The sequence below is a fragment of the Nonomuraea sp. NPDC003727 genome, from assembly GCF_053586935.1.
Genome location: NZ_JBSFNE010000024.1, coordinates 40349 through 62920, shown reverse-complemented (window position 1 = coordinate 62920; position 22572 = coordinate 40349). Strand labels below are relative to the sequence as shown.

The following is a 22572-nucleotide window of genomic DNA, read 5'->3' as shown; positions in this document are numbered from 1 at the left end:
GTGCGCTACGGCTTGCGGGCGATCCCGCCGTACATCAGCCGCTGCCCCACCGTCAGCTTGGCGGGGACGTCCTGCTCGGGGCGCCACAGCGGCAGCGGCACCACGCCCGGCTCGACCAGCTCGAACCCGTCGAAGAACGCGGTGATCTCCGCGGCGGTGCGGAAGCGGCCGGTCCCGAGCAGCGCGAGGAACTTCTTCTCCGCGTCGCGCGAGTCCTGGCTGGAGTCGCAGAAGTGCGTGATGAACAGGTGGCTGCCCGACGGGACCGCGTTCATGTAGGCCTCGACGATCCCGCGAGGGTCCTCGTCGTCGTGCAGGTGGTGCAGGATGCCCACCAGCATCACGCCCACCGGGCGGTCGAAGTCGATCAGCCGCTGGACGGCCGCGTCCTTGAGGATGGCCTGCGGGTCGCGCAGGTCGGAGGTGACGACCGCGGTGCGCTCGTTCTCCGCAAGCAGCGCCCTGCCGTGGGCCAGCACCATCGGGTCGTTGTCGACGTAGATGACGTGCGCCGCGGGGTTCGCGCGCTGGGCCACCTGATGGGTGTTCTCGACCGTCGGCAGCCCGGAGCCGAGGTCGACGAACTGGGTGATGCCCTGCTCGACCATGAACCGCACGCCACGGCCGAGGACCTGCCGGTTGTAGGTGGCCACGTCGTAGATCTCGGGGACGACCTTCACGATCTCGGCGACGAACTCTCGGTCGACCTCGAAGTTGTCCTTGCCGTTGAGGACGACGTCGTAGGCCCTCGCGATGCTCGGCCTGGTCGTGTCGATGGCGTTGTTCCACTCGGGCTGCTGGTCGGCCACAGGTTCCTCCTCACGGGCAGTGAAGATCATCATAGGGCCCCGGTACGGCGGGCAGAGCGCGATTCGGCAGAGACTGTCGCTTTCGTTCCGCCTGGCAGACCCCGCCGGCCCTCGGCCCGGGAAGGACGTGCCCGATGGGACCTGACCCCATCGGGCACCTCTCTCCTCGCCGGGGGATGGAGCTGCCATCCACGCGGGCGCCCTGGCCGAGCCTGCGCATGATCCCCGCCGCCTGCTCGGGGCGAGACCGCCCGGGACCGCCGCTGCCCTCGCCGACCCCGTGCGGGCCACCCCTTCCACGGCCGCGAGGCGGTCCCGCTCCTCCCACCATCGCGAGGACCCCTGTCCTTTCTCGGTCGCGATCACGCCCCGCTCCTTGCACGTCGCGATCACGCCCCGCTCCTTGCACGTCGCGATCACGCCCCGCTCCTTGCACGTCGCGATCACGCCCCGCTCCTTGCACGGTCGCGATGACTCCCCGCTCAACCCACGGCCGCCAGGGCGTCCCGCTCCACTCACGGCCGCGAGGACGTTCCGGACTCGGCGGCCGGGCGGCCGGGGCGTCACGTCAGGGCGTAGATACGCAGGTAGTCGACCTCCATCCAGGCATCACCCGCACTGCCCTCGCCGGGGAACCAGTCCAGCTGCAGGCACGCCGACATCGGGGTGGTCGCCGCGATCGAGGACCTGAACCACTCCTGGCCGTCGATGTAGCCGACCACGCCCTCGGGGGAGTTCTCCACCGCGTAGGTGTGCCAGGTGGTCATGTCGAGGTCGGCGTGCGCCTCCTGCCGTCCCGAGGGGCTGTGCATGAAGAAGTTCGGGCGCTGCCGTTCCGGATCGTCGATGACCTCGAGGAAGTCGATCTCCTGACCGCCGTTGGGCACCACGCCGCCTCCTCCGCCGGCCGGCCACAGCAGCGCGACCGGATGGTAGGAGCCCGCGCCGGGATACAGGCGGATGCGCGCCTCCCACCGCCCGTACAGCTGGGTGTACCTGGCCGCGAGGCCGGCGGTGGTGCCGTCGGCCGCGCCGTACAGGAACAGTGAGCCGTCGCCCAGGTACAGCTGGCCGGGCGAGCGGCGGCCGTTGCCGGCGTGGCCGGCGGAGTCGTAGACGGCCCACTCGTTGGGGTCGAGATAGTCGTCGAACTCGGCGCACCACACCGGCTGCCCCCAGCCGCGCTGGTCGGGAAGCTGCGCGCAGGGGGCGGCCGTGGCGACGCCGACGAACCCCGGTGTGCTCCAGTACAGCGCCGCCACCACCCCGATGACGGCGAGGCGGGATCGCGTGGTCGACCTCATGGCGCACCCCCTTCCGCCCTGGCGCAGCCGGCCGCGGGCCCGAACACCCAGCACATCGTAGGACCGAGGGTCGCTTGGGCGGCGCCGGTTCCGGCCGGGTCACCGGACACGGCCGGCGGCTGGGCCGCGGGTGCACCGGCCAGGTCACCGATCGCGCGGGCGCCGGGCTGCCTGCCGTCCGTGGTGAACGGCCGGTCGCCGGCGGCGAACGGCTGGGCGCCGGTGGTGAACGGCTGGGCGGCGGCGGGCGGGACGAAGGCCCACCCGGGTGCCGGCGCCTGCACGCCCGTCCCGGTGCCGGCCGTGCCGTGCCACGGCGACAGGCCCCAGCAGGCGGCGCTGTCCTGGGCGAGGCAGGTCTGCCCGGTGGCGGTGGCCGGCGGAGCGAGCGCGGGCAGCGGCAGGACGGTCCGGGCGGTGAGGGCGTTGAGCGGGTTGAGGGCGAGCGCGCGGGGCGCGGCCTGTCCGGTGCTCGGGGCGGGCTGGGCGGTGGGGGCGCTCACGGAAGCGGGCGGCGCGGAGGGAAGCGCCACCGGAGGAGGCGCCGAGGCGGGCACCGAGGGAGGCACCGAGGGCGGGACGGAAGGCGGGGGGCTCGCCTCCGCCGGCACCGGCGGCTGGCGGGCGGGTTCGCGGGCCGGGGTCGACGCCCGGACCGGTCCCGTCGTGACGGCGGGCTGCTTGACGGGGGGCTGTTTGACCGCGGGCGGTTGACCGGCGGGCGTCGGGCGGGCGCCGGGCTCGGCGGTGCTCTTGGGGGCACTCGTCGCGGCCCCGGTGGGCGTGACCTTGACGGGCGTGGGTTTGGGCGCTGTGCTTGCCGTCGGTTTCGGCGCGGTGCTGGCCGTCGGCTTGGGCGCGGCGCTGTTCGTGGCGGCGGGCTTGGGGACGCTCGGCACGGTCGGCTTGGCCGTGCTGCCCTTGCCGGGCAGCGGGAGGGGGAACTCCATCTTGGCGGGCGGCCACTCGACCGGCGCGGGCCGATCGGACGGCAGCGGCTTCGGCTCCTCCTGCTTGGGCGCCGGCTTAGCGGTGGCAGGAGGGTCGGGCTTCTTCCTCTCGGGCGAGTGCGTGGCCTTGGGGGCCTTCGTCGCCGTGGGGCTGCCGGATGCCGTGGGCGTGTCGGTCGGCTCCTCGCTCGGCTCCGCCGTCGATCGTCCGGTCGGTTCCCCGGAGGGTTCCGATGTCGGTTCCGACGTCGGTTCCGAGGTCGGTTTCGAGGTCGGCTCCTCCGTCGGCTCAGGGGCAGGCTCGGGAGCCGGCTCAGGGGCGGGCTCGGGAGCCGGCTCGGGCGCGATCGTCCCCGCGGGACCTCCCTCAGGCGAGGACGGGTCGACGTCGGCGTGCGAGGTCCACGGCTGGGCGAGCGCTCCGCCACCCACGACGGACACGCAGGCCAGCAGCAGGCCGGAGGCTAAGGAAAGGCGCCGGGAGGGGCGGCTGGGGGTCATGAGCGGCTGTCTCCTGGAGTCACGAGGTGGGCTGGGTACGGGCGATGGGCCGCCAGCCCGCCGCGGTGAACTGGGGGGTGCCCGGCGCGGCCGCGGGCGGCGCCGCGGCGGGCCGGGTGTCTGGGGTGTTGACCCAGTCCCCGCCGCGCAGCGTGGGGTGCCAGGTCATGAGCAGGTTCATGGCGTAGGGGCTGGAGTAGACCGGGCCCGAGTCGCCCTTGGTGGCCGTCACCTGGACGAGGACCGAGACGAGGATCTGGTCCTCGGCGCGCTCCTGCCAGCGGATGCCGATCGTGCTCGACCGCATCGCCGCTCCCGCGGGCAGCGACCCCACCTCGGGCAGGCCGAGGGTGCGCCGCCAGCCCTTGGTCGCGCTCACGGCGCCCGCGCGGGCCGCCTCCTGCTGCTCCGGCGGCGCGTACAGCTGCGCGGCGGCCGTCGCCTGCACGTCGTCGAGCGACCAGGCCGCCTCCAACGTCGCGGCGGCGGCCGAGGCGGCGCCCAGCTCCGTGTGCGGGAAACCGATGGGGAAACCCGCCGCGCCGTGGTACCCGGCGGGCTCGGCCAGGGTGACGGGCCCGTCGTCCGCTCCTGGACGCAGCAGCGTCCAGGCGGCCACGGCCAGCGCGAGGACCGCGACCACCGCGATCACCACCCGGCGTGCGCGGTGGCGGCGCCGTACCGGACCCAGATCCCAGCGCAGGGCCGGGTCCTCCATCACCGGCGGCACTAGCGGCCCCGATCGGGACGCAGGCTGAAGGCCTGCCCGGCGGCGGCGGCCAGACGCAGGTAGGCGCCCGCCGTGGTCGGCCGCAGCCGCAGCAGGTCGACCTCGGCGCCCTCCTTCAGGTGCGGGTCGAACGGCACGCGGATGACGGTCCTGCAGCGGGCCGCGAAGTGCTGCTCCAGCAGGTCCACATCGACGTCGCAGCGCTCCTCGACGGCGTTCAGCACCACGATCGCGTTCTTGACCAGGTCGGCGTGCCCGTGCGCGGTGAGCCAGTCGAGCGTGGCCGCCGCCGAGTTGGCGCCGTCCACGGCCACCAGGCTGACCAGGACGATCTGGTCGGCCAGGTCCAGGGTCGCGCCCATCGCGCCGTGCAGCAGCCCGGTGCCGCAGTCGGTGATGCAGATGGAGTAGTAGCGCTCGATCAGCCCGGCCACCGTTCGGTAGTCGTCGGCGTCGAACGCGTCGCTCACCGCGGGATCGGTGTCGGAGGCGAGCACCTCCAGGCGCGCGGGCGACTGGGAGGTGAAGGCCCGCGCGTCGGCGTACCTGACGATGTGCTCGGCCTCGGCCAGCAGCGTGCGGATGGTCGCGGCGGTCTCCGACTTCACCTTCAGCCCCAGCGTCCCCCTGTCGGGGTTGGCGTCGATGGCGATGACCCTGTCACCCCGCAGCGACGCGAGCGTGTTGCCCAGCGCGGCCGTGGTGGTGGTCTTGCCGACGCCCCCCTTCAGGCTCATGACCGCGATCCTGTGGTGCCCGCTGGCCACCGGGGTCTGCGCCTGGGCGATCAGCTTGCGGCGCTCAACCTCGGCCGTCGACTCGGCGGGGATGTACCGGCGACCCGACAGCTGCCACACCAGGCGCCGCCAGCCGGAGGCAGGTTCGGGCCGCCGGTTGGTCAGCAGGCGTTCGGCGGTGAGCGGGATGGTCTGGTCGAACTGCTCCGCCTGTGTGGCCGGCTTCTGCAGTTTGGAAGGGGTCTCCGTCATGGCAAGCGTCCTTTCACAGGGGTCAGCAGGTGTTCCAGCGAACGCGGGTGGTGAGCGAGTCGGCGGGTCCCTGCACGGTCAGCACGATCTCGACCGGCGACGGGTCGCCGCACCAGTGCCGGAAGCGCACGGCCCGCACGTGGATCACCGCCGGGTCGCCGTCTCCCGAGGTGCCGCTCGACGGCGTTACGGCGAGGCCGGGTGCGATGATCCGCCAGCTCACCGGCTCGCCGGGAAGATTCAGCGTGATCGTGCCCCTGCCGAACTCGTCCAGCGTGACCGAAGCGGGAAGGGTCAGCCGCCCCACGAGCGCGTCGCTGCCCGACGAGGGGGTGAACGTGGTCTCCCGCGGCGGTTCCGGGGCGGGCCCGAGGATCTGCAGGCCGGTGACCATGCCGGCCGTACCCGCGACGAGCATGATGGCGACCTTGACCGCGGTACGGCGGGTGCGCGCCCCGGCGGCGGCCAGCGCTTCCGGCAGCCGCGAGCGCGGCCGCAGCGACGGGCGCAGCGATGGCCGCAGGGAAGGACGCGGCGATGGCGGGGACTCGGTGGGCGACGGCGCCGTCTCGCCCGGCCGGTCCTGGACCGGATGGGCGGGCGGCGCGCTCGCCTGGTCGGTGGGGGAGAGCACCTCGCGCGCCCACACCACCGACGCCAGCGCGTTGAACAGCGGCGTGTCCTGGCCGGGGGTCGGGATGGCGGGCGGCCGCACGTCGAGATCGGCCCCGGGCTCGGCGGGCGTGGCCTGGCGCGGAACGGCCGGCGGCGAGGGGTCGGGCACGGCGGGCAGCAGGCCCAGCACCTCCTCCCGCCGCGCGGCGCTCAGCGGGGCCACCGGCACCTGGTCGATCATCTGCGGGACGGTGTAGTGGATGTTGAACGGCCGGTTGCAAGCCGCGCACTCGATCAGGTGCGTGACCAGGTCGGCGCGCGCCGCGTCGGAGCCGGCGGGGAAGGCCGCCGACACCAGCGCCACGAGGCCGTCACACGTCGGACGGCCGCGGGCGAGCGCGTCCAGCCCGCTCACCAGCGTCTCGATGAGGTCCTGCGTCCTGGTGACCAGCCGGTGCGCCTCGGCCTCCGGCAGCCCCAGGACATGGGACAGGTCGGCCAGCGTCAGCTCGTGCCGGAACAGCAGCAGCAGCGCCTCCACGCCCAGCGGGTCGACGAGTCCCCAGGCCCGCGCCATGAGCTCGGCGTCGGGCAGGCCGGGCCCCGTCCCCGGGTGGTAACCGTCCCGGCACGCCGGATCGGCCAGGCACACGCCCCGCAACGCCGCGAACAGCAGGCCGCGCTCGGAGACGTTCTCCGGCACGGCACGCCAGTGCGACGCGCCGAGCGCGGCGGCGACGGCGGCCGGCGCCGCCGCCTCGCCGAGCCGGTAGCAGGCGTAGTCCATGAGGTGGCCGCCGTGCTCCCGCACCCACGCGGCCGCCCGATCGGGTCCGAGGATGGCGCTCCCCGTGTCGTGAAGAGAGCTCATGGCCCCTGATCCGGGTCGACCGCGCCCGGCGCGGTCTCGGGCGGCTGGAGGCTTGCCCTGTTCGGGTCGACGACCACGAGCTGGAGGTTCCGGTCGGGCAGGCCGGTGAACTTCGTCCAGTTGCTCACCTCGCCGGGGGCGGGATCGGCGTACAGCCAGCGGATGAAGGCCGGCCACAGGCACGAGTCGCGCGGCAGGCTGGCGGGCGAGGCGGTGGAGACCCCCATGGCCTGCAGTTGCTGCTCGCTGTAGTCACGGCATTCGGGAGTACCGGGCGGGGCGACGGTGAGGTCCCACTCGCCGTTGGCGTCGACGTAGGACCTGGTGCCGTCGAGGCCGAGGGCCTCCTCGGCGCGGCGCATGAGCGCCGGATCCTGGAAGATCGGCAGGCTCTCGCCCTCGACGGTGGCCGGACGCAGGGCCGTGCCGTCGCCGACGCGCGGGCCCGAGGTGGCGGGCGCCCCGGTGCGCCGGCCCGGGCTGGCGGCGGGCCGCAGCGACGTCGGCATGGACGGCTGCGCTGTCCTGGCGGTCCCCTTCACGGTGGCCCTGGGGGTGGCCTTGGGCGCCGCGGTGGGCGTGGTCCTGCCGGTCGGCGGCGCGGGCCTGGCCGTCGGCAACGCGGTCTGCGCGGGGTCCTCGCAGCCGGGGGCGATCCTGCCGGCCACGGCCGGGCGCAGCGCGTTGCCGTCGGGGCCGGTCACCAGGCACTGCCGGTCGTCGGGGGGCCGGACCGTCGGGTTGCCTCCAGGGGGAGGGGCCGTGGGAACGCGGGTGGGGACCCGCGGGGCCGGCTGGCGGGCCGTGGGGTACTGGTCCGGCGGCCGGACGGTCGGATGCCGGCGTGGCGTTCCCTGGTCCGGGGTGCCGCGATCCGGGGTGCCGCGGTCCGGCGGGTTCTGGCTCGGTGGGGTCCGCCGCGGCGGATTCTGTGGCGGGTTCTGCCGTGGTGGGTTCTGGCTGGACGGGTTCTGGCCCGGCGGCACCTGGTCGGGCGGGTTCTGGTCGGCGGGGCGGGGCCGTACCGGCTGGCGGGGCGGGCCGCTGGGCAGCGGCTGCGCGTTGGGTTCGACGGCCCGCAGCGTGCCCTTCGGGAAGCCAGGCGCCGGGACCTCGGCCTTCTTGTCCTCCTTCCTATCGTTCTCGTCCTTCCTGTCGTTCTCGTTCTTCCTGTCCGCCTCCGGCTCGCTCTTCCTCGGCGCGGGGGGCTCGCTGCGCCTGGGCGCGGGAGCCTCGCTCCTCCTGGGCTCGGGGGAGTCGTCCCGCTCCCTCGCGGGCGGCCGCGGGTCGGATCGCTGCGGCGGCGGCTCGTTCATCCGCGTGGCCGGCGGCGGATCGCTCTTCTTGGGCGCGGGATCCTTCGGCTCCGGCGCCTTCGGCACCGGCGTGGACCGCTCCGCCGGGTTTCCAGGGCGCAGCAGGGGCGGATCCGTCATCTCCTTGCCCAGCAGGGGGATGGACGCGCACGCCTCACCGGACCCCTGGACAGCCAGCCAGTCGACGGTGGCCGCCAGGCACAACGGCGGGCCCCCCGAACCGCCCGACAGCGTGCTGCCGCCGTCCGCGCCGGTGAGCGAGCGGGCGGTGAGCGCGTCCGAGGACGACCCGCCCTCCTGCTCGTCCAGCTGATAGGTGCCCGCCGCCAGGCGGAGGACCTCGCTGCGGGGCTCGGGGGCACGACTCTGGAGGAAACCGCCGAGTCCCGCCCCGGCGCCGAACACGCCGATCGTGAGTGCTGTCGTGACGACCGTTGACCTGGAAGGTCTGCGTGGGGATGTCGCCATGGTGCTCCTCTTATCTGGTGGTCCGTCAGGTGCCGTGGCTCTCCAGTACGTCTGTCCAGTCGCCCAGGACCCTGATGGGCTCGGTGGAGTCGATCGGCGGAACGTACGCCAGGTACATCCGCCCGTAGGTCGCGCTGGCCGTCTGAGCGAACGGCCGGTTGGCGGTGCGGACGGCGGCCGAGCCCTTCAGCGTCACCGTGGTGCCCGGCCGCTCGGCCGTGCGCACCTCGGTGGAGCGGGCCGCGTACCAGACCAGGGCGCCGCCGTCGACGGTCCTGAGCGCCCGCACCTTCCCGGTCAGGCGGTAGGACAGCTCGAGCTTCCAGCCGGCCTTGCGGAGCTGGGCGCGTTCGCGCTGCCAGAGCCGCACCGCCGTCGACGTCCACGGCCCGTCGGCGAACCGCTCGTCGTCGGTGGCCCGTTCCAGGCTTCTCAGGTGCGCGAGCGCGACCTGTTTGGGCGTGCCGCGCAGGCCTGAGGTGAACTCGTCCAGGCTGGTGGCGTACCCGTCGGCGTCGACGGCGATGGCCGGCAGCTCGGGCGCGGGGGTGCGGGTGTCGGCGGTGGAGGCCACCAGCCGCCACCCCTGCTTCGTCCTGACCAGCACGTCGGTCACGCGCGCCACGCCCGGCTCGTGCATGGCGGCCACGAACCACTCGCCTGCCTCAGCCGTACGGCGTGGCACCCACACCTTGGTGCCCGGCCAGATGCCGGCCGCCACCGGGTCGTCGCGCAGCCTGGCCGTCTCGAAGCTCGCCCTGGTCATCTCCAGCGCCAGCCCCTGCTCGAGCTGGGCCACGGCCTTGTCGTCCATGTCGAGCTGGACGGCCGACAGGTCGCGCTGGAAGCGGTCGTGCACCCGCTTGGCCTCCCGGGTCGAGACCGCGGGCTCGGCTCCGCCCCCTCGCGGCGGCGCCGAAGCCCCCGGCTCGACCGGCTCGCCCGAGGTCCCGGGTCCGACCGGCGTGGCCTGCTGCTGCGCCGCCCCGGCCTGGGCGGATCCCCGGTCGGTCGCCGGCGCGGACGCGCTGGCCACGGGCGTGACCACGCTCGGCGCGGGCGTCCACGACGAGCGAATCGCGCCGATCCCGATCCCCACCACGGTCAGCGCGACGAATACGGTCCCCGCACGAATGATCAGCCGCCACGGGCCTGCGGACAGCCGTTCGGGCTCCCACTCCTCCGGCGGCTGCGGCTGCGACCTGTGCCTGGCAAGCGGAGGGATGGGAGCTGTCACGGCGGTGTCATCGGAGTGGCCGGGTGGCCAGACCTGCTTGTCCGGTAAGTCCGATGGATCATGGGACACAAACCCAGATATTAGACTTACGGCCCGTCCTTTCAAGGGTCATAAATCTAGTAATCGAACTTTCCGGATGTTACTAGAACGCCATTTCGGCAATGTCTATAGAGAAGTACCAAAAAGTATAATTTGCGTCCTTGACTGGCTCCTGACAGTACGTTATAGATGGACGGCCCGTCCGTCGTGCCGGACGCCGAAGGGCCTCGACGGGCCGCTCTAGATCATTTACTGGGCGGCGTCGGGATGAATTGTCTTCGGTCGATCTCTTTGTCGATGAATGTCCAACCGAAATCCGCCCGCCGGCTCTTCGTCAGGCAGGACGGGGAGGGTCGCCAGAGTCGCCGCGAGCGGCGGGCCGGTGGCTGGATCGACCGGCCCATGGTGATCAGCAGGCGCAGCCCGGCGACCGCCATGTCCGCGATCACATTCTTGGCCCGGCCGAACGGCAGGCCGCGCACGCGAAGCGCCTCCGGCGCCGGGCGCTGAAGCTCGTGCGCATCGGTCACGGTCGTCCCCCTGTCCGTGGAGCAATGGGGGCTTTCTAGTCGAAGCCGGTTGCAAGTCCCTTTTGTCGTGCTTGCAGGGGCCGGCTCACGCGAGTCCGCCGGCCGGCGGGAGGAGATCGTCGCGGCCCTGGGCGCGCCGGCGTCAGCCGAAGATCCTGTCGCGGGCCGTGTCGAGGGCCGTCAGCACCGCGCCCTGCAGGATCGCGTTGCCTGCCACGGTGCTCGCCAGCACCCTGGTGGGCGCGGGCGACAGCGCGCCGAGCCGCTCGCCCACCAGCCCGGCGAGCGTGTCGCCCCCGGCCCGCCCCGTCTTCCCGCCGAGCACGACCACGCCCGGATCGAGGATCGTCACCATCGCGAAGGCGGCCAGCGCGATCCGCCCGGCCAGTTCCTCGCCGCCGAGTTCGCGCGCCGCGCCGCTGGCCACGCTCTCGCAGAACGTCGTGCCGTCCACCTCGAGCAGCCCGATCTCGCCCGCGCCGCCCGACGCCCCGCGCCGCAGCCTGCCGTCCAGCACGACCGCCGCGCCGACGCCGTCATCGAGCCACAGCAGGACGAAGTCGTCGCTCCCCATGGCCGCCCCGGTGCGGTGCTCGGCGACGGCGGCCAGGTTCACCTCGTTCTCCAGGATCACCGGCACGCCCAGGCGGTGCCGTACCTCCTGGACGAAGCCGGGCCCCCAGCCGGGTACGCCGTTGCCGGCGACCAGCTCGCCGTGCCGCGGATCGACCAGGCCGGGCGCGCCGATCACCACCGTGTCCAGCGCGCGGCCGCCGGCGGCCGCGCTGACCGTGCTCTCCACGAACGCGGCGAGGTCGGGACGCCCGGGCAGATCGCGTATGGCGGTGCCGACCGTCGTCCCTGTGATGTCGGCGACGGTCACCTCGACCGTCGCGCGCCGCAGGTCCACGCCTGCCACGTGGGCGCGGCCCGCGACGATGCCGTAGAGGCGTGCCTTCGGCCCGCGCCGGTCCTGGCCGCACTCCCCGGTCACCTCGACCAGGCCGCCCTCCATGAGCCTCTCGACCAGGTCGGAGACGGTGGGCCTGGACAGGCCGGTGAGCTCGCGCAACTGGGGAGCGGTCAGCGGGCCGCGCTCCAGCAGCAGGTCGAGGGCGAGCCGGTCGTTGATCGCGCGGGCCATGGCCGGCGTGGCGGTCTTCACGCTCCACATAATAAGCAGGGAGCCTGCCTATTACCTCTTTTCATCAGGAAGGCTTCCTGATAATTTCGGCGCCATGAGCCCCCACCGTGCCATCGCCGCCGTCTTCGCCGTCCACGGCGCCGTCGCGGGCAGCCTGGCCACCCGCATCCCCTGGATCCAGGACCACCTCGGCCTCGGCGCCATCACCCTCGGACTGGCCCTGCTCTGCCCGTCGATCGGCGCGTTCGTCGCCATGCCCATGGCCAGCCGCCTCAGCTACCGGCTCGGCAGCGCCAGGGCGACCAGGGTCGTGCTCGCGCTGTGGTGCCTCGCGCTGGCGCTGCCCGCCCTCGCCCCCGTGCCCGCCGTGCTGTTCGCCGTCTTCCTCCTGTACGGCGCGGCCGCCGGCATGTGCGACGTCGTCATGAACGCGCACGGCGTCGTCCTGGAACGGCGCCTGGGCCGCCCGATCATCTCGGGGCTGCACGGCATGTGGTGCCTGGGCAGCCTGGCCGGCGGCGGCGTCGGCGTCCTGGCCGCCCAGACGGGCACCGACGCCCGGACGCACCTCGGCGCGATGGCGCTGGTGATGCTGCTGGCCGGCACGGTCGCGGGGCGCGGCCTGCTCCCCGACCCGCCGGGCGGCGCGCTCGGCGACGCGCCCGCACCGCGCCGCTTCGCGCTGCCGCCCAAGGCCGTCCTGGGCATCGGCGTGGTCGGCTTCTGCGGCACCTTCGTCGAGGGCGCGAGCGCGAACTGGTCGGCCGTCTACCTGACCGAGGTCGCCGACGCGGGCCCCGGCACGGCCGCCGCCAGCTACACGATCTTCATGCTCTGCATGGCGGGCGCCCGCCTGGCCGGTGACCGTCTCGTCCACCGGTTCGGGCCGGTGACGGTGGTCAGGGCGGGCGGGGCCCTGGCCGTCGCCGGCGGCGTCACCGTGGTCGCCGCCCGCACGCCGGTGCTGTGCGTCATCGGCTTCGCGCTGATCGGGCTGGGCGTGGCGGCCATCGTGCCGCTGGTGTTCGCCGCGGCGGGCAACGCGGGGCCCACGCCCGGCGAGGGCGTGGCGGGAGTCGCGACGATCACCTACCTGTCGGGCCTGACGGCTCCCGCGGTGACCGGCTGGGTCGCGGGCGGCGTCTCCTACCCGGCGGCCTTCGCCATGATCACCGGGGTGGCCGTGCTGATGGTGCTGCTGTCGGCGGTCATGCGCCCACGCGTGCGACAGGCCGAGGCTGCCGGGCTCACCCCCTGCGAGGTGTGAGCGAGACCCGGCCGGTCCGCCCGGCACGGGACCTCGCGTGGATGGGGCTGCCCGCCGCCCCGGACCCCGTGGAGGGCCGCAGGCCGGCCTGGCGCGGGATCCCGCGGGCGGGCTGCCTTCCTTTCCGGTGCGGGACCTCGGGGACGGAGGCCTACGCGCCGGCCGGGCGGGCCTCCAGGAGGCGGACGATCTCGGCGTGGCCGGTCCCGAGGAACGACTCCGAACGCAACCGGCCGTCACGCTCCCGCACCTCGGCCACGACGCGCTCACCACCGCCTTCCGGCTTCTCGCGGCGCACGCTGATCCGCGCGCCCGCCGCGGCGTACTCCCCGGCCCGGTCGCGGACCACCGTTTCGATGTCCTGGCCGGCCAGGTCGCGGGCCAGATCGAGGGCAGGCCGTCCCTGGCCGTCGGTGATCGAGGGGTCGGCTCCGTGGTCGAGGAGCACCCGGACCACGGCCGCCGCGCCGTACCGGGTGGCGTGGACGAGCGCGGTGTTGCCCACACTGTCCAGGACGTCGGGGTCGGCGCCCCTGCCGAGCAGCGCTGAGACGACGGCGAGATGGTCCTTGGCGGCGGCCCAGTGCAGGGCGGCCATCGCGTGCCTGTCCGGATCCTCCTTCAGGTCCGGGTCGGCGCCCGCGTCGAGCAGGGCGACCACCACGTCCAGTCGCCCCCAGGTGGCCGCGGCACACAGCGGCAGTCCCTCGCTGCCGCCGCCGCTCTCCCGGTTCGGATCGGCCCCGGCCGCCAGCAGCGCGCGCACGATCTCCGCGTGCCCCTGGACGGCCGCTCGGTAGAGGGCGGTGCTGCCCTCGTCGTCGGGCGCGTCGGGGGAGGCTCCGCTCTCCAGCAGCCGTCTCACCTCGTCCGCGGCTCCGGTCGTCGTTGCCGTCACCAATGCGTTCTCTGTCACGCGGCCCAGTGTGGACGGCGCTGCGCGCCGCTCTCCACCGGTTTTCCCTGCGTGCGGGCTTCCTCCGCGTGCCGGGGCGTTTACCCCCGGGCGTGCGAGCTCTCCTCAGCGTGTCGGGGCGTTTACCCGGGCGTGCGGGCTTTCCTGTGCGTGCCGGGGCGTTTACCCCCTGCGAGCTCTCCTCTGCGTGCGTGGGCGTTTTCCCGGGGGGTGCGGGGCCCTTCCTCCTCCTGCCTGGGCGTTCTCCCGTGCGCGTCCTTCTCGGCCCGTGTGGGCGCCTTTCCGGCACGGGCTCCCCGTCCGGCGCGGGTCCCAGGCCGGTGCACGGGCTGCCGGCCGCCGCGGCGACCACGAAGCGGGGGAGCGGCGGCGACCCGACGCGGGGCGCACCGGACGTGGGCCTCAGGCCTGCCGGAGCCCGAAGGCGAAGTGCTCACGCAGGTGGGGGACGAGCTCGCCGGCCCGCTCCTCCACGAAGAAGAGCCTGCCGTCCTCGATCTCGACGACCTTCCTGACCCCTGGAACGGTGTCGCGCAGCCACCGCGCCCACCGCAGCTCGAAGAACGGGTCACTGGTGCCCCACACCACCAGCGTGGGTACGGCCAGCCGCCCCAGCTCCGGCTCGATGGCGACGAGGTCCTTGGCGTCCAGCCCCACCAGGAAGCGCTCGAAGGCGCGGCCGCGCTCGGGATCGCCGAAGATCGGCCGGAGGAACCGCTCGACCAGCGCCTCGGGGTCGTCGATGCGCTCGTAGCCCGCGCCGAAGGCGCTTCCGGTCACGAGCGCGGGCCGGTCGAGCAGCACGGCGGTGAGCGGCGCGAGCTCTCCCTTCGCCGCGAGCTCGACGGTGGGCTTGAAGGCCTCGGGCGGCAGGTTGTCGTGCACGTCGCAGTTGGTCAGCGTGAGCGTGCGCAGCCGTTCCGGGTGCCTGACCGCGAGGACCTGCGCGATGGCGCCGCCGCTGTCGTTGGCGACGAGGTCGACCGTGCCGAGGCCGAGATCGGCGCAGAACTCCTCGACCAGCTCGGCGAGGGCGGGCAGCGACAGCTCGTCCCTCGCCTCGCTCCGACCGTGCAGCGGCAGGTCGAGGGCCACGCACCTGCGTTCGGCGCGCAGTTCGGCGATGGCGTTGCCCCACAGGCTCGCGTTGGTGCCGGCTCCGTGCACGAACAGCGCGACGGGCCCGTCGCCTTCGTCGACGTAGGAGATGCCGTGACGTGTTCTCATCGTTCCTCCATAACAAACCGACTGTCGGTCTGGAAAATAACCGACCGTTGGTCGGTATGTCTAGAGTGGTGGTCATGAACCGCAAGGCAGAGCGCGGCGCCGCCACGCGCGACAGGGTCCTGGCCATCGCCACCCGCCTGTTCGCCGAGCACGGCTACGAGGGCACCTCGATCGAGACGGTCCTGCACGAGTCGGGTCTGAGCAGGGGGGCGCTCTACCACCACTACGCCGGCAAGGACGCCCTGTTCGAGGCGGTCCTCGAGGCGGTGGAGACGGAGGTCGGCCGCCGGATCGCCGACACCGTGCGCGATGCCGTGAGCCCGGAGCAGGCGCTGCGCCTGGGCGTCCTGGCCTGGATCCGCCTGGCGGGCGACGAGGTCGTCCGGCGGATCGTCCTCGTCGACGCCCCCTCGGTCCTCGGCTGGGAGAAATGGCGCGAGGTCGAGGCCCGCCACGCCTTCGGCATGCTCAGGGGGGCGCTGCGGGCCACCGGAGCCGTCCGGGACGACCACCTGGGGATGTACGCCCACATGCTGCTGGCGGCGATCAACGAGGTGGCGTTGCTGGTGGCGCGCACGGGTGAGACGGAAAGGGCCGAGCGGGTGGTCGACGACCTCCTCGGCCGCCTGCTGGGCGCGCCGCCCTCGCGCTGAACCTGACGAGCTGGGTGTTCTATGTCGACGGCCAGCGCAGCGCACCACCACCTGGGAATCGCACCTCCTGCTCGTCCGCTCCTGGCGCCCGCCGGCCCTGCCCTCCGTCGACGTCCTCCTGCCCATCTGGGCGAGCCGGAAGAGGTGCCGGCCAACACCTTCCGCCACGTGGCGGCCCTGAGCTGGAACGCTCCACTACGCGTCCTCGTGCTCGACGACGCCGCCCGGCCCGAGGCCGAGCGCCAGGCGTGCGAGCACGCCTTCGACTACGACTCGCGGCCCGACCGCGGCCACCTGAAGTAGGCGGGCAACCTCAACCACGGCCTGACCCTCGGCGACGCCGACCTGGTCGCCGTGTTCGACGCCGACTTCTGCCCCCGGCCCGACTTCCTGCGCCATCTCGTCCCCTACCTGGAGGACCCGCAGAGCCGCCCGGGATCACCTCGGGCGAGCGGCCGTGCCCACCTGCCACAGCTCCTTCCACACCTACGCGGTCCAGTTGACCGAGCGCGAGGTGCGCTGGTACCTGGACGGGCGGCTGCCCTTCACCGTGGAGGCGACCCGGATGGACACGGCAACCTGGGAGCGGGCGACCCGCCACGGCTTCTTCCTGATCCTGAACGTGGCCGTCGGCGGCGGGCTGCCCCAGGCGTTCGGTGGCGGACCCACGGCCGCCACCGCGCCGGGACGGCCCATGCTGGTCGGCCACGTGCGGGTGCTCACGAAGTAAAGCTCCCTTGACACCCGCCGGTGTCAAGGGTACTTTCCATCGTGAGGTTGAAGTAAAGGGAGCTTTACGTTGTGGACAACGACATCAGAGAGCTCCGGAACGCCGCGGGGCTCTCCCAGCAGGCCCTCGGGGAGCGTCTCGGGGTCTCCCGGCAAACGATCAACGCCATCGAGCAGGGCCGGTATGACCCGTCGCTCCCGCTCGCCATCCGCATGGCCCGATTCTTCGGCCGGACCGTCGAGGAGATCTTCCACTGTGACGACTAACCGCTGGTTCATCACGGCGTTCAGCCTCGTGCTCGGGCTGCTGCTCGGCGTGCCGTTCATGCTCCGCGGCCAGGTCGTCCTCGGGCTCGCGCTCTTCGGGATCATGGCCGGATACGCCGCCTTCCTCGTGCTGACGCGCAAGGCCAGTGAGACCACCGCGATGCTGAGCGGGGAACTGGGCGACGAGCGGCGCAAGCTCAACGAGCTGCGCGCCCGCGGCGCCACCGCCCACGTGCTCAGCATGGTCGTGGTCGGCGGGTTCTTCGTGCAGGTCTGGCGCGGGGAGGATCCCATGCCGTTCGCCTTACTGGGAGCCGTCGCGGGCGTGTCCTACGTGGCCGCCCTCGTCTACTTCTCCCGCCGGGGCTGACCACCGGATCCGCTCATCCGCCGCATTCCGCGAAAACCCGGCAGCCCGCCCCGCCCAACCCAGCCCCGCCCAGGCCCTCCTCGGCCCGGCCGACCCGACCGACCCAGCCTGGGCGGTCCCAGCCGACCCGCGGGCCAGCTGGGCGGGCCCAGCCGATCGACCCAGCCTGGACGGGCTCAACCGACCCAACCGACCCAACCAACCCAGCGGGCCAGCCTGGCTCAGCCTGGCTCAGCCTGGCTCAGCCTGGCTCAGCCTGGCTTAGGCTGGCTTAGCCTGGCCAACCGACTCGGCCCGGCCAACCAGCCCAGCTCCGCCGCGACGGCCGCTGGCCCGGTCCGCCGGCGCACCCCGGTGCTCGGGCTCTCGGGTTCGCGCTGGTGGGCGCCATGCCCAACCCCGGCTTCCGGCCCGACAAGGACGATCACCGGGTCTGGCGGTGTGCGCCGCCCTCAGCAGGGGCCGTGCCGTGGGTGGCGGTCGGGTGCCGTCCCTTACGAACCGGCGCTCATCCGTGCGAGCGGTGGCCGTCCCTCACGAACCGGCGCTCATCCGTGCGGGCGGTGGCCGTCCCTCCGAGGGGACGGGTGCGCACCTGCTGCGCGGTCGTCCTTGGGGACGGGTCCACCCGCGGCCCCGGTGGGGGAGTGCTCATGCCGTCGCCGGGATCCCGCTCGTCATTCCCGGGCGTGGCCCCTGACCGCCCTCGTGGTCCGGCCGGTCACGCGTGGTGCCGCCATGCCGTTCCCCGGATCCCCGGGACACGGCGAGGTGCCCTCGCGGAACGGGTCACACCGTTTGTAAGCGATCCGATCCGACCCTGACAGGCGAGGGGGCCCACGCGGAACCGGTCACACCGTTCGCAATCGATCCGATCCGACCCTGAGAGGGGATGCGTTCCATGTTCCAGCGGAGCGACCTGGTGCTGACACCGGGCCGGCTGACGTCCGTCCTGGTCGCGGCCGTGCTGGCCGCGGTCGCGGCCTTCGCCGTCGCGCCCGGGCCGCCGCGCCTGGGGGCCGCGACCACGGGTGACCGCGCGCTCGCCCAGGCCGTGCGCCACGCGGCCGGCTCCGAAGGCTACCGCGCGCTGTCCGTGGCGTTGATCGAGAACGGCGCCGTCCGTACGGCGGGCGTTGGCGACACGGGCGGCCCCGTCCCGCGTCCGGTCGACGCGTCCACCTCGTTCGAGATCGGCTCGGTGACCAAGGCGCTCACCGGCATGCTCCTCGCCGACATGGCCGCGAGGGACGGCCTCGACCCGCGGTCCCCGGTGCCGGGCCTGCAGGGCTCGATCACCTACGAGGAGCTGGCCGGCCACCGATCCGGCCTGCCGCGGCTCGCGGGCGGTCTCGGCACGCTGGTACGGGCAGCCGCCGCGAACTACACCCACGGCAACCCCTATTCCGGCCAGGGCGTCTCCGACGTGCGCGAGGCGGCGAACTCCGCGACGCTCGCCGGACGCGGCACGGTCGCCTACTCCAACCTCGGCATGGCGGTGCTCGGGCACGCGCTCGCCGAACGCGCGCGGCAGCCGTACAGCGACCTGTTGAGGCGGCGGGTGCTCGACCCGCTCGGCATGAGGGCCACCACCACCTCCGTCCCACCGGCGGGCAGGGCCCACGGCTACGTGCGGGCCGGGCACGAGGCGGACCCGTGGACAAGCGACGGCTACGGCCCGGCGGGCGTGGGGATCTGGTCCACGAGCGCCGACCTCGCCCGCCTCGTCGACGCCATGCTCAAGGGCGGCGCCCCTGGAGCCGAGGCGGCGACGCCGCGCTTCACGGACGACGAGACCAGCCGCATCGGCTACGGCTGGTTCACGACGAAGACCGCGGAAGGCGAGGTCACCTGGCACAACGGCGGCACCGGCGGCTTCCGGTCATACGTCGGGTTCGACCGCGCGGGGCGGCGCGGCGTGGTCGTGCTGGGCAACACCGACAAGGACGTCGACCACGTGGGCCTGCGGCTGCTCGGCCACGAGGAACCCACGCCCGCGTCCACCGACCCGCTCCTCCTCACGGTCACCGCCGGGCTGCTCGCCGCCGCTGTCCTGATCACGTGGGAGCCGGCGACCCGGCGGCGGCCGAGCCGTAGCCGTCCGCAGGCCGACCGGCTCGGCGCCGTCAACGCGACGGCCAACGCCGCCCTGCTGCTGTGGGTGGCCTGGATGGCCGGGGCCTGGGGCACGGTGCCGTTCGCGGCGTTCATCCTCGTGGCGGCGGTCACCGCGGCGGGCACGGCCGTCCACCTGGCCCGCTGGCGGGAGCTGCCCACGGCCCGCCATCGCAGCCGCTGGCTGCCCGCCCTGTTCAGCCTCGCCATCGACGCCGCGATCGTCGCGCTCCTCGTCCTCGTGGTCTGACGCGTGCGCCCCCGTCCGCGTCCCGGCCGCCAGGTCCGGATCCCCTAGGGTCGTGCCATGAAGATCGCAGAGGCGCGGGCGGTGGCGGCGCGATGGGTGGCGGAGCATCAGGTCCCCGGATTCGTCGGCGCTTACGTCAGCGGGTCCGCGGCCTGGCTTCCGGCCGAGGCGGAGCTTCCTGCCGCCTCCGACGTCGATCTCGTGATCGTGGTCCACGGCGAGGCCCCGCCGAAGCTGGGCAAGTTCCGGCACGAGGGCGTGCTGCTGGAGGTCGGCTACGCCCCGCTGGAGTCCGCGGCGGACGTGCTGTCCTCACCGGCGCTGGCGCCCGCCTTGAGCAGGGGAGTCCTCCTGGCCGATCCGGACGGACGGCTCGCCGCGCTGCACGCCGCGGTGGCGGGGGAGTTCGGCCGCTCCCGTTGGGTCCGCATCCGATGCGCGGCGCTGGAGGAGCGGATCTCCCCTCTGGCCCGGTTCGACGTCGGCCGGCCGCTGGCCGACCGGGTGCTCTCCTGGGCGTTCCCGGCCAGCCTGCCCACGCTGGTGATCCTGACCGCCGCCCGCGCCAACCCGACCGTCCGCCGCCGGTACGTGGCCGCCAGGGAGGTCCTGCTGAGGCACGGCCACGCCGGCTTCCACGACGTACTGCTCGACTGGCTCGGGTGCGCCCACCTCGACGCCTCGCGCGTCGCCGCGCACCTGGACCGGCTGGCCGACGTCTACGACCGCGTGCCGTACGATCCGGCGAAGCCGTACGGGACGGACCTGACCCCCGAGGCCCGGCAGATCTCCATCGACGGCACCCGCGACCTCATCGAGCAGGGCCTGCACCGGGAGGCGGTCTGGTGGATCGTGGTCACGTTCGCGCGCTGCCTGACGTTCAGCCCGTACGGCACGGCCGCCCTTCAGGACCTGCTCGACGACCTCGGCGTCGGCACCCCGGAGGAGATGCGGCGGCGGGCCGCGGCGGTGCCGGCCGGGCTGCCGGGGCTGCGGAAGGTGCGCGACGCGCTGATGGCCGAGACGGCCTGACGGCCACCGAAACCGGCCCGCCGCGGCGCACGGCGCGCCCCTTCAGAGACGGACACGTCAGCCGCCACGGGGGACCACGGCCGGATCAGAGCGGCCAGGGTTCGTAGCCTGGAGGCCGGTAGTCCGAGTCCACGGGCACCCGCCCGCACCAGCCGTGGACCTCGCAGATCACCATCACCGACGCCTGGACGACCTGCCGGGTGAGCGTGTCGCGCCCCTCGCCGTCCACCAAGGGGACGTGTCTCTGGGGCTCCCACCCGGTGACGGTCAGACGATCACCGTGGGGGACGACCTGACACACAGGTCCACGACTCACGGACATACCTGCCTCCAACCCATGCTGAAACGGATGTACAGAAGGCGGGGGTCATCTGAGTACAACACATCACGGAGCGTCACATCCGCAGGGGGTACCCCGCGTCGTTCAACCTTTTCCCAGACGCGCATCAGCCGAGCGGCAGCGCGGTAGGCGTATCGGGCGGCCGGGACCGACCGGCCACCGGGCCACTGCTGTGCCGCACGAACCAGGAAGCACCGTCAGCAAGCCGGTCGCGCGGGCTCCCAGATGTCCCACGAGCAGCAGCAGGCAGTCACGGCCGTGCTCGCCGTCGCAAACCTCGGGGCCGGAACAGCCCACGCGGATGCCCTCACCGCAGCGGTCCAGCAGGCCGAAGGCCGCCTGCGCGCCCTGCTCGCCGCCATCGCGCCCGCAGCCCAGCCTTCAGGAACACGCCATGACCGGCCTGGAGACGACACCCAGCTCACGCTCGGCTTCAGGCGTTCGTTGACCGTGGCCAGCACGGGCCCCGCCGAGCGGCCCCACCGGTCGGACCTCCAGAACTACAGGGTGTCGCCCGCCTGGGGCAGCGCCAGGAGCGCCTCTCATGCGGCTGACCACGCGCACGGAGCCGTAGCGCGTCGTGTTCGTGCAGGCTTCCCGGTCCTGCGGGCCGACCAGGTGGAACAGCCCTGTCAACACGGCTCCGCGGTTCTGCCGGGGTCGCTGTTGTGCCGGTTGGCCAGGGCGATGATGCCGGCTACGGCGGCGGTGGCGAGGTCGGCGACCATCGCATCGTCGACGGGCACCTGGAGAATGTACAGGGCGGCGGTGAGGGAGCCGGCCAGGAGCACGTGGGCGATCGCGGGGTCGACGGGCCCGGTCAGCTCGCCGCGGGCCACGGCCCGTTCGATGATGCGGGCAACATCGGCGTGTTCGGCGGCCAGGAAGGTGTCCTGGAACCGGGTCACCAGTTCGGGATTGACGGCGAGTTCGCTCATCAGGGCCGGTCCCAGATCCCGGGTCGCCGGGGCGGCCAGGCGGACATGGAACGCGCGGGCCAGCGCCAGCAGGTCTCCGTGCAGGGAGCCGGTGTCGGCCGGCGGAGGCAACTGCTGTCCGTGCACGGTGGCGGCGAACGCCATCTCGGCTTTGGAGGTGTAGCGGCGGTAGATCGCCGCCTTGCCTACACCGGCGCGGGCCGCGACCTGGTCGACGGTCAGGGCGGGGTAGCCGATCTCGTCGATCAGCTCACGGGTGGTCTGCAGGATTCTGTGATCCACACGACTGTCGCGGGGGCGTCCTCCCCGTTGCTTTCTCGCTGCCACGCCTGCATTATACGGAACGCGAGTATCGAAACCAGAGTTTCGTAACTGGAGTTCGCCCGGATGCGCGTGACTCCGCGAAAGAACGGAGAACTCAGATGATCAAGTGGGCCGGTTGGCTCATCGCGCTTTTCGGGGCCGCGCACACGCTCAGCGCCCTGACGCTGGAGGGCGCCGCGCGCCACGCCGGGGCATGGTTCAGCGGGGAGCTGTGGGGCGAGGACTTCGCCGCGATGGGCCCGGCGAACAGCGCGTACTGGCTGAGTCTGGCCAGCTTCGGCGTGCCGCTCATCGTGGTCGGCCTGATCGTGCTGTGGCTGGACCGCCGCGGCATTGTGCCGCCGCCGTTCGTCGCGTGGACGCTGGGGATCTGGACCGTGGCCGGCGCTGTGGTCCTCGCGTTCACGCCCTGGCCGATCCTCCTGCTCGCGAACGTCTTGCTGCTGGTCGGAGCCCGCCGCGCCGCCCGCCAGGACAACCCCGCGCCCCAGGCCGGGCTTCGATGAGCGTGACCTGCAAGCCGCGCCGGTTCCCGATCGAACCCGTCCCCCGACCGGCTGGCCTCCTGGCGGCCGACGACCACCGCCCGGTCACCAGCGGCCGGGCCGGCCTCGCGCGGGCGGCTGCGTCGACCCGGCCCG

At 73.4% G+C, this 22572-nt stretch carries 23 protein-coding genes; 9 read left to right on the top strand and 14 right to left on the bottom strand.

Annotated elements, in window-relative coordinates; translation table 11 throughout:
• Positions 1–5: 5 nt before the first annotated feature.
• The 10 genes from ACWDLG_RS38925 to ACWDLG_RS38880 form a co-directional block, all read right to left on the bottom strand.
• Complete coding sequence (locus ACWDLG_RS38925; RefSeq protein ID WP_449929683.1) at positions 6–809, bottom strand: SAM-dependent methyltransferase; 804 nt, start codon at positions 807–809, stop codon at positions 6–8.
• A gap of 563 nt (positions 810–1372) precedes the next feature.
• A complete protein-coding gene (locus tag ACWDLG_RS38920) occupies positions 1373–2113 on the bottom strand; it encodes a glycoside hydrolase family 16 protein (RefSeq protein WP_449929681.1) in 741 nt (246 codons plus the stop codon).
• On the bottom strand, positions 2110–3564 hold the full coding sequence (locus ACWDLG_RS38915) for a hypothetical protein (RefSeq protein ID WP_449929679.1): 1455 nt from the start codon (positions 3562–3564) through the stop codon (positions 2110–2112). Before ACWDLG_RS38915 ends, ACWDLG_RS38920 begins: the two co-directional genes overlap by 4 nt.
• 19 nt (positions 3565–3583) lie before the next feature.
• Positions 3584–4282 (bottom strand): hypothetical protein, encoded by a 699-nt coding sequence (locus ACWDLG_RS38910; RefSeq protein WP_449929677.1) that lies wholly within the window; start codon positions 4280–4282, stop codon positions 3584–3586.
• Between the two features lie 11 nt (positions 4283–4293).
• Entirely contained in the window at positions 4294–5283 is a 990-nt protein-coding gene (locus ACWDLG_RS38905; RefSeq protein WP_354911897.1) for a MinD/ParA family ATP-binding protein, read from the bottom strand.
• 22 nt (positions 5284–5305) lie between these two features.
• The gene (locus tag ACWDLG_RS38900; protein ID WP_449929674.1) at positions 5306–6769 is read right to left on the bottom strand and encodes a hypothetical protein; all 1464 of its coding nucleotides are present in this window, start codon (positions 6767–6769) and stop codon (positions 5306–5308) included.
• The gene (locus ACWDLG_RS38895; protein WP_449929672.1) at positions 6766–8553 is read right to left on the bottom strand and encodes a hypothetical protein; all 1788 of its coding nucleotides are present in this window, start codon (positions 8551–8553) and stop codon (positions 6766–6768) included. Before ACWDLG_RS38895 ends, ACWDLG_RS38900 begins: the two co-directional genes overlap by 4 nt.
• A 25-nt stretch (positions 8554–8578) precedes the next feature.
• On the bottom strand, positions 8579–9790 hold the full coding sequence (locus ACWDLG_RS38890) for a hypothetical protein (protein WP_449929670.1): 1212 nt from the start codon (positions 9788–9790) through the stop codon (positions 8579–8581).
• A 284-nt stretch (positions 9791–10074) separates the two neighbouring features.
• The gene (locus ACWDLG_RS38885; protein WP_449929668.1) at positions 10075–10359 is read right to left on the bottom strand and encodes a hypothetical protein; all 285 of its coding nucleotides are present in this window, start codon (positions 10357–10359) and stop codon (positions 10075–10077) included.
• Between the two features lie 142 nt (positions 10360–10501).
• Entirely contained in the window at positions 10502–11524 is a 1023-nt protein-coding gene (locus ACWDLG_RS38880; RefSeq protein ID WP_449929666.1) for an ROK family transcriptional regulator, read from the bottom strand.
• Between the two features lie 73 nt (positions 11525–11597).
• Between ACWDLG_RS38880 and ACWDLG_RS38875 the strand changes: the two genes are divergently transcribed.
• A complete protein-coding gene (locus ACWDLG_RS38875) occupies positions 11598–12770 on the top strand; it encodes an MFS transporter (RefSeq protein ID WP_449929664.1) in 1173 nt (390 codons plus the stop codon).
• A 151-nt stretch (positions 12771–12921) separates the two neighbouring features.
• On the opposite strand, the gene ACWDLG_RS38870 is transcribed toward ACWDLG_RS38875, so the two are convergent.
• Both ACWDLG_RS38870 and ACWDLG_RS38865 read right to left on the bottom strand, forming a co-directional pair.
• The gene (locus ACWDLG_RS38870) at positions 12922–13686 is read right to left on the bottom strand and encodes an ankyrin repeat domain-containing protein (protein ID WP_449929662.1); all 765 of its coding nucleotides are present in this window, start codon (positions 13684–13686) and stop codon (positions 12922–12924) included.
• A 402-nt stretch (positions 13687–14088) separates the two neighbouring features.
• Positions 14089–14913, bottom strand: coding sequence for an alpha/beta fold hydrolase (locus ACWDLG_RS38865; protein ID WP_449929660.1), 825 nt, complete (start codon positions 14911–14913; stop codon positions 14089–14091).
• A 74-nt stretch (positions 14914–14987) separates the two neighbouring features.
• Between ACWDLG_RS38865 and ACWDLG_RS38860 the strand changes: the two genes are divergently transcribed.
• The 7 genes from ACWDLG_RS38860 to ACWDLG_RS38830 all read left to right on the top strand — a co-directional run bounded on the left by ACWDLG_RS38860 (position 14988) and on the right by ACWDLG_RS38830 (position 20329).
• On the top strand, positions 14988–15566 hold the full coding sequence (locus ACWDLG_RS38860; RefSeq protein ID WP_449929658.1) for a TetR/AcrR family transcriptional regulator: 579 nt from the start codon (positions 14988–14990) through the stop codon (positions 15564–15566).
• A gap of 168 nt (positions 15567–15734) precedes the next feature.
• The gene (locus ACWDLG_RS38855; protein ID WP_449929656.1) at positions 15735–15869 is read left to right on the top strand and encodes a hypothetical protein; all 135 of its coding nucleotides are present in this window, start codon (positions 15735–15737) and stop codon (positions 15867–15869) included.
• Between the two features lie 154 nt (positions 15870–16023).
• Positions 16024–16296, top strand: coding sequence for a hypothetical protein (locus ACWDLG_RS38850; RefSeq protein ID WP_449929769.1), 273 nt, complete (start codon positions 16024–16026; stop codon positions 16294–16296).
• Positions 16297–16367: 71 nt separating this feature from the next.
• Complete coding sequence (locus ACWDLG_RS38845) at positions 16368–16562, top strand: helix-turn-helix transcriptional regulator (protein ID WP_449929654.1); 195 nt, start codon at positions 16368–16370, stop codon at positions 16560–16562.
• Positions 16552–16932 (top strand): hypothetical protein, encoded by a 381-nt coding sequence (locus tag ACWDLG_RS38840; protein ID WP_449929652.1) that lies wholly within the window; start codon positions 16552–16554, stop codon positions 16930–16932. Before ACWDLG_RS38845 ends, ACWDLG_RS38840 begins: the two co-directional genes overlap by 11 nt.
• 892 nt (positions 16933–17824) lie before the next feature.
• Complete coding sequence (locus tag ACWDLG_RS38835; protein ID WP_449929650.1) at positions 17825–19297, top strand: serine hydrolase domain-containing protein; 1473 nt, start codon at positions 17825–17827, stop codon at positions 19295–19297.
• A 57-nt stretch (positions 19298–19354) separates the two neighbouring features.
• Positions 19355–20329 carry a hypothetical protein gene (locus ACWDLG_RS38830; RefSeq protein WP_449929648.1) on the top strand — a complete coding sequence of 325 codons (975 nt, stop codon included), beginning with the start codon at positions 19355–19357 and terminating at the stop codon, positions 20327–20329.
• An 85-nt stretch (positions 20330–20414) separates the two neighbouring features.
• Here ACWDLG_RS38830 and ACWDLG_RS38825 read toward each other — a convergent pair whose 3' ends face one another.
• Together ACWDLG_RS38825 and ACWDLG_RS38820 are read right to left on the bottom strand one after the other, a co-directional pair.
• Complete coding sequence (locus ACWDLG_RS38825) at positions 20415–20561, bottom strand: hypothetical protein (RefSeq protein WP_354911855.1); 147 nt, start codon at positions 20559–20561, stop codon at positions 20415–20417.
• A 740-nt stretch (positions 20562–21301) separates the two neighbouring features.
• Positions 21302–21889: a TetR/AcrR family transcriptional regulator gene (locus tag ACWDLG_RS38820; RefSeq protein ID WP_449929646.1), complete on the bottom strand. Its 588-nt coding sequence runs from the start codon at positions 21887–21889 to the stop codon at positions 21302–21304.
• 140 nt (positions 21890–22029) lie between these two features.
• On the opposite strand from ACWDLG_RS38820, the gene ACWDLG_RS38815 reads away from it, so the two are divergent.
• Positions 22030–22437: a DUF6463 family protein gene (locus ACWDLG_RS38815; RefSeq protein ID WP_449929644.1), complete on the top strand. Its 408-nt coding sequence runs from the start codon at positions 22030–22032 to the stop codon at positions 22435–22437.
• Positions 22438–22572: the final 135 nt, after the last annotated feature.

Coding starts and splice junctions, on each gene's coding strand:
- ACWDLG_RS38910 (WP_449929677.1), bottom strand. CDS start 4,282: ATGGAGGACCCGGCCCTGCGCTGGGATCTGGGTCCGGTACGGCGCCGC.
- ACWDLG_RS38895 (WP_449929672.1), bottom strand. CDS start 8,553: ATGGCGACATCCCCACGCAGACCTTCCAGGTCAACGGTCGTCACGACA.
- ACWDLG_RS38815 (WP_449929644.1), top strand. CDS start 22,030: ATGATCAAGTGGGCCGGTTGGCTCATCGCGCTTTTCGGGGCCGCGCAC.
- ACWDLG_RS38865 (WP_449929660.1), bottom strand. CDS start 14,913: ATGAGAACACGTCACGGCATCTCCTACGTCGACGAAGGCGACGGGCCC.
- ACWDLG_RS38875 (WP_449929664.1), top strand. CDS start 11,598: ATGAGCCCCCACCGTGCCATCGCCGCCGTCTTCGCCGTCCACGGCGCC.
- ACWDLG_RS38915 (WP_449929679.1), bottom strand. CDS start 3,564: ATGACCCCCAGCCGCCCCTCCCGGCGCCTTTCCTTAGCCTCCGGCCTG.
- ACWDLG_RS38835 (WP_449929650.1), top strand. CDS start 17,825: ATGCGTTCCATGTTCCAGCGGAGCGACCTGGTGCTGACACCGGGCCGG.
- ACWDLG_RS38920 (WP_449929681.1), bottom strand. CDS start 2,113: ATGAGGTCGACCACGCGATCCCGCCTCGCCGTCATCGGGGTGGTGGCG.
- ACWDLG_RS38830 (WP_449929648.1), top strand. CDS start 19,355: ATGAAGATCGCAGAGGCGCGGGCGGTGGCGGCGCGATGGGTGGCGGAG.
- ACWDLG_RS38905 (WP_354911897.1), bottom strand. CDS start 5,283: ATGACGGAGACCCCTTCCAAACTGCAGAAGCCGGCCACACAGGCGGAG.
- ACWDLG_RS38900 (WP_449929674.1), bottom strand. CDS start 6,769: ATGAGCTCTCTTCACGACACGGGGAGCGCCATCCTCGGACCCGATCGG.
- ACWDLG_RS38860 (WP_449929658.1), top strand. CDS start 14,988: ATGAACCGCAAGGCAGAGCGCGGCGCCGCCACGCGCGACAGGGTCCTG.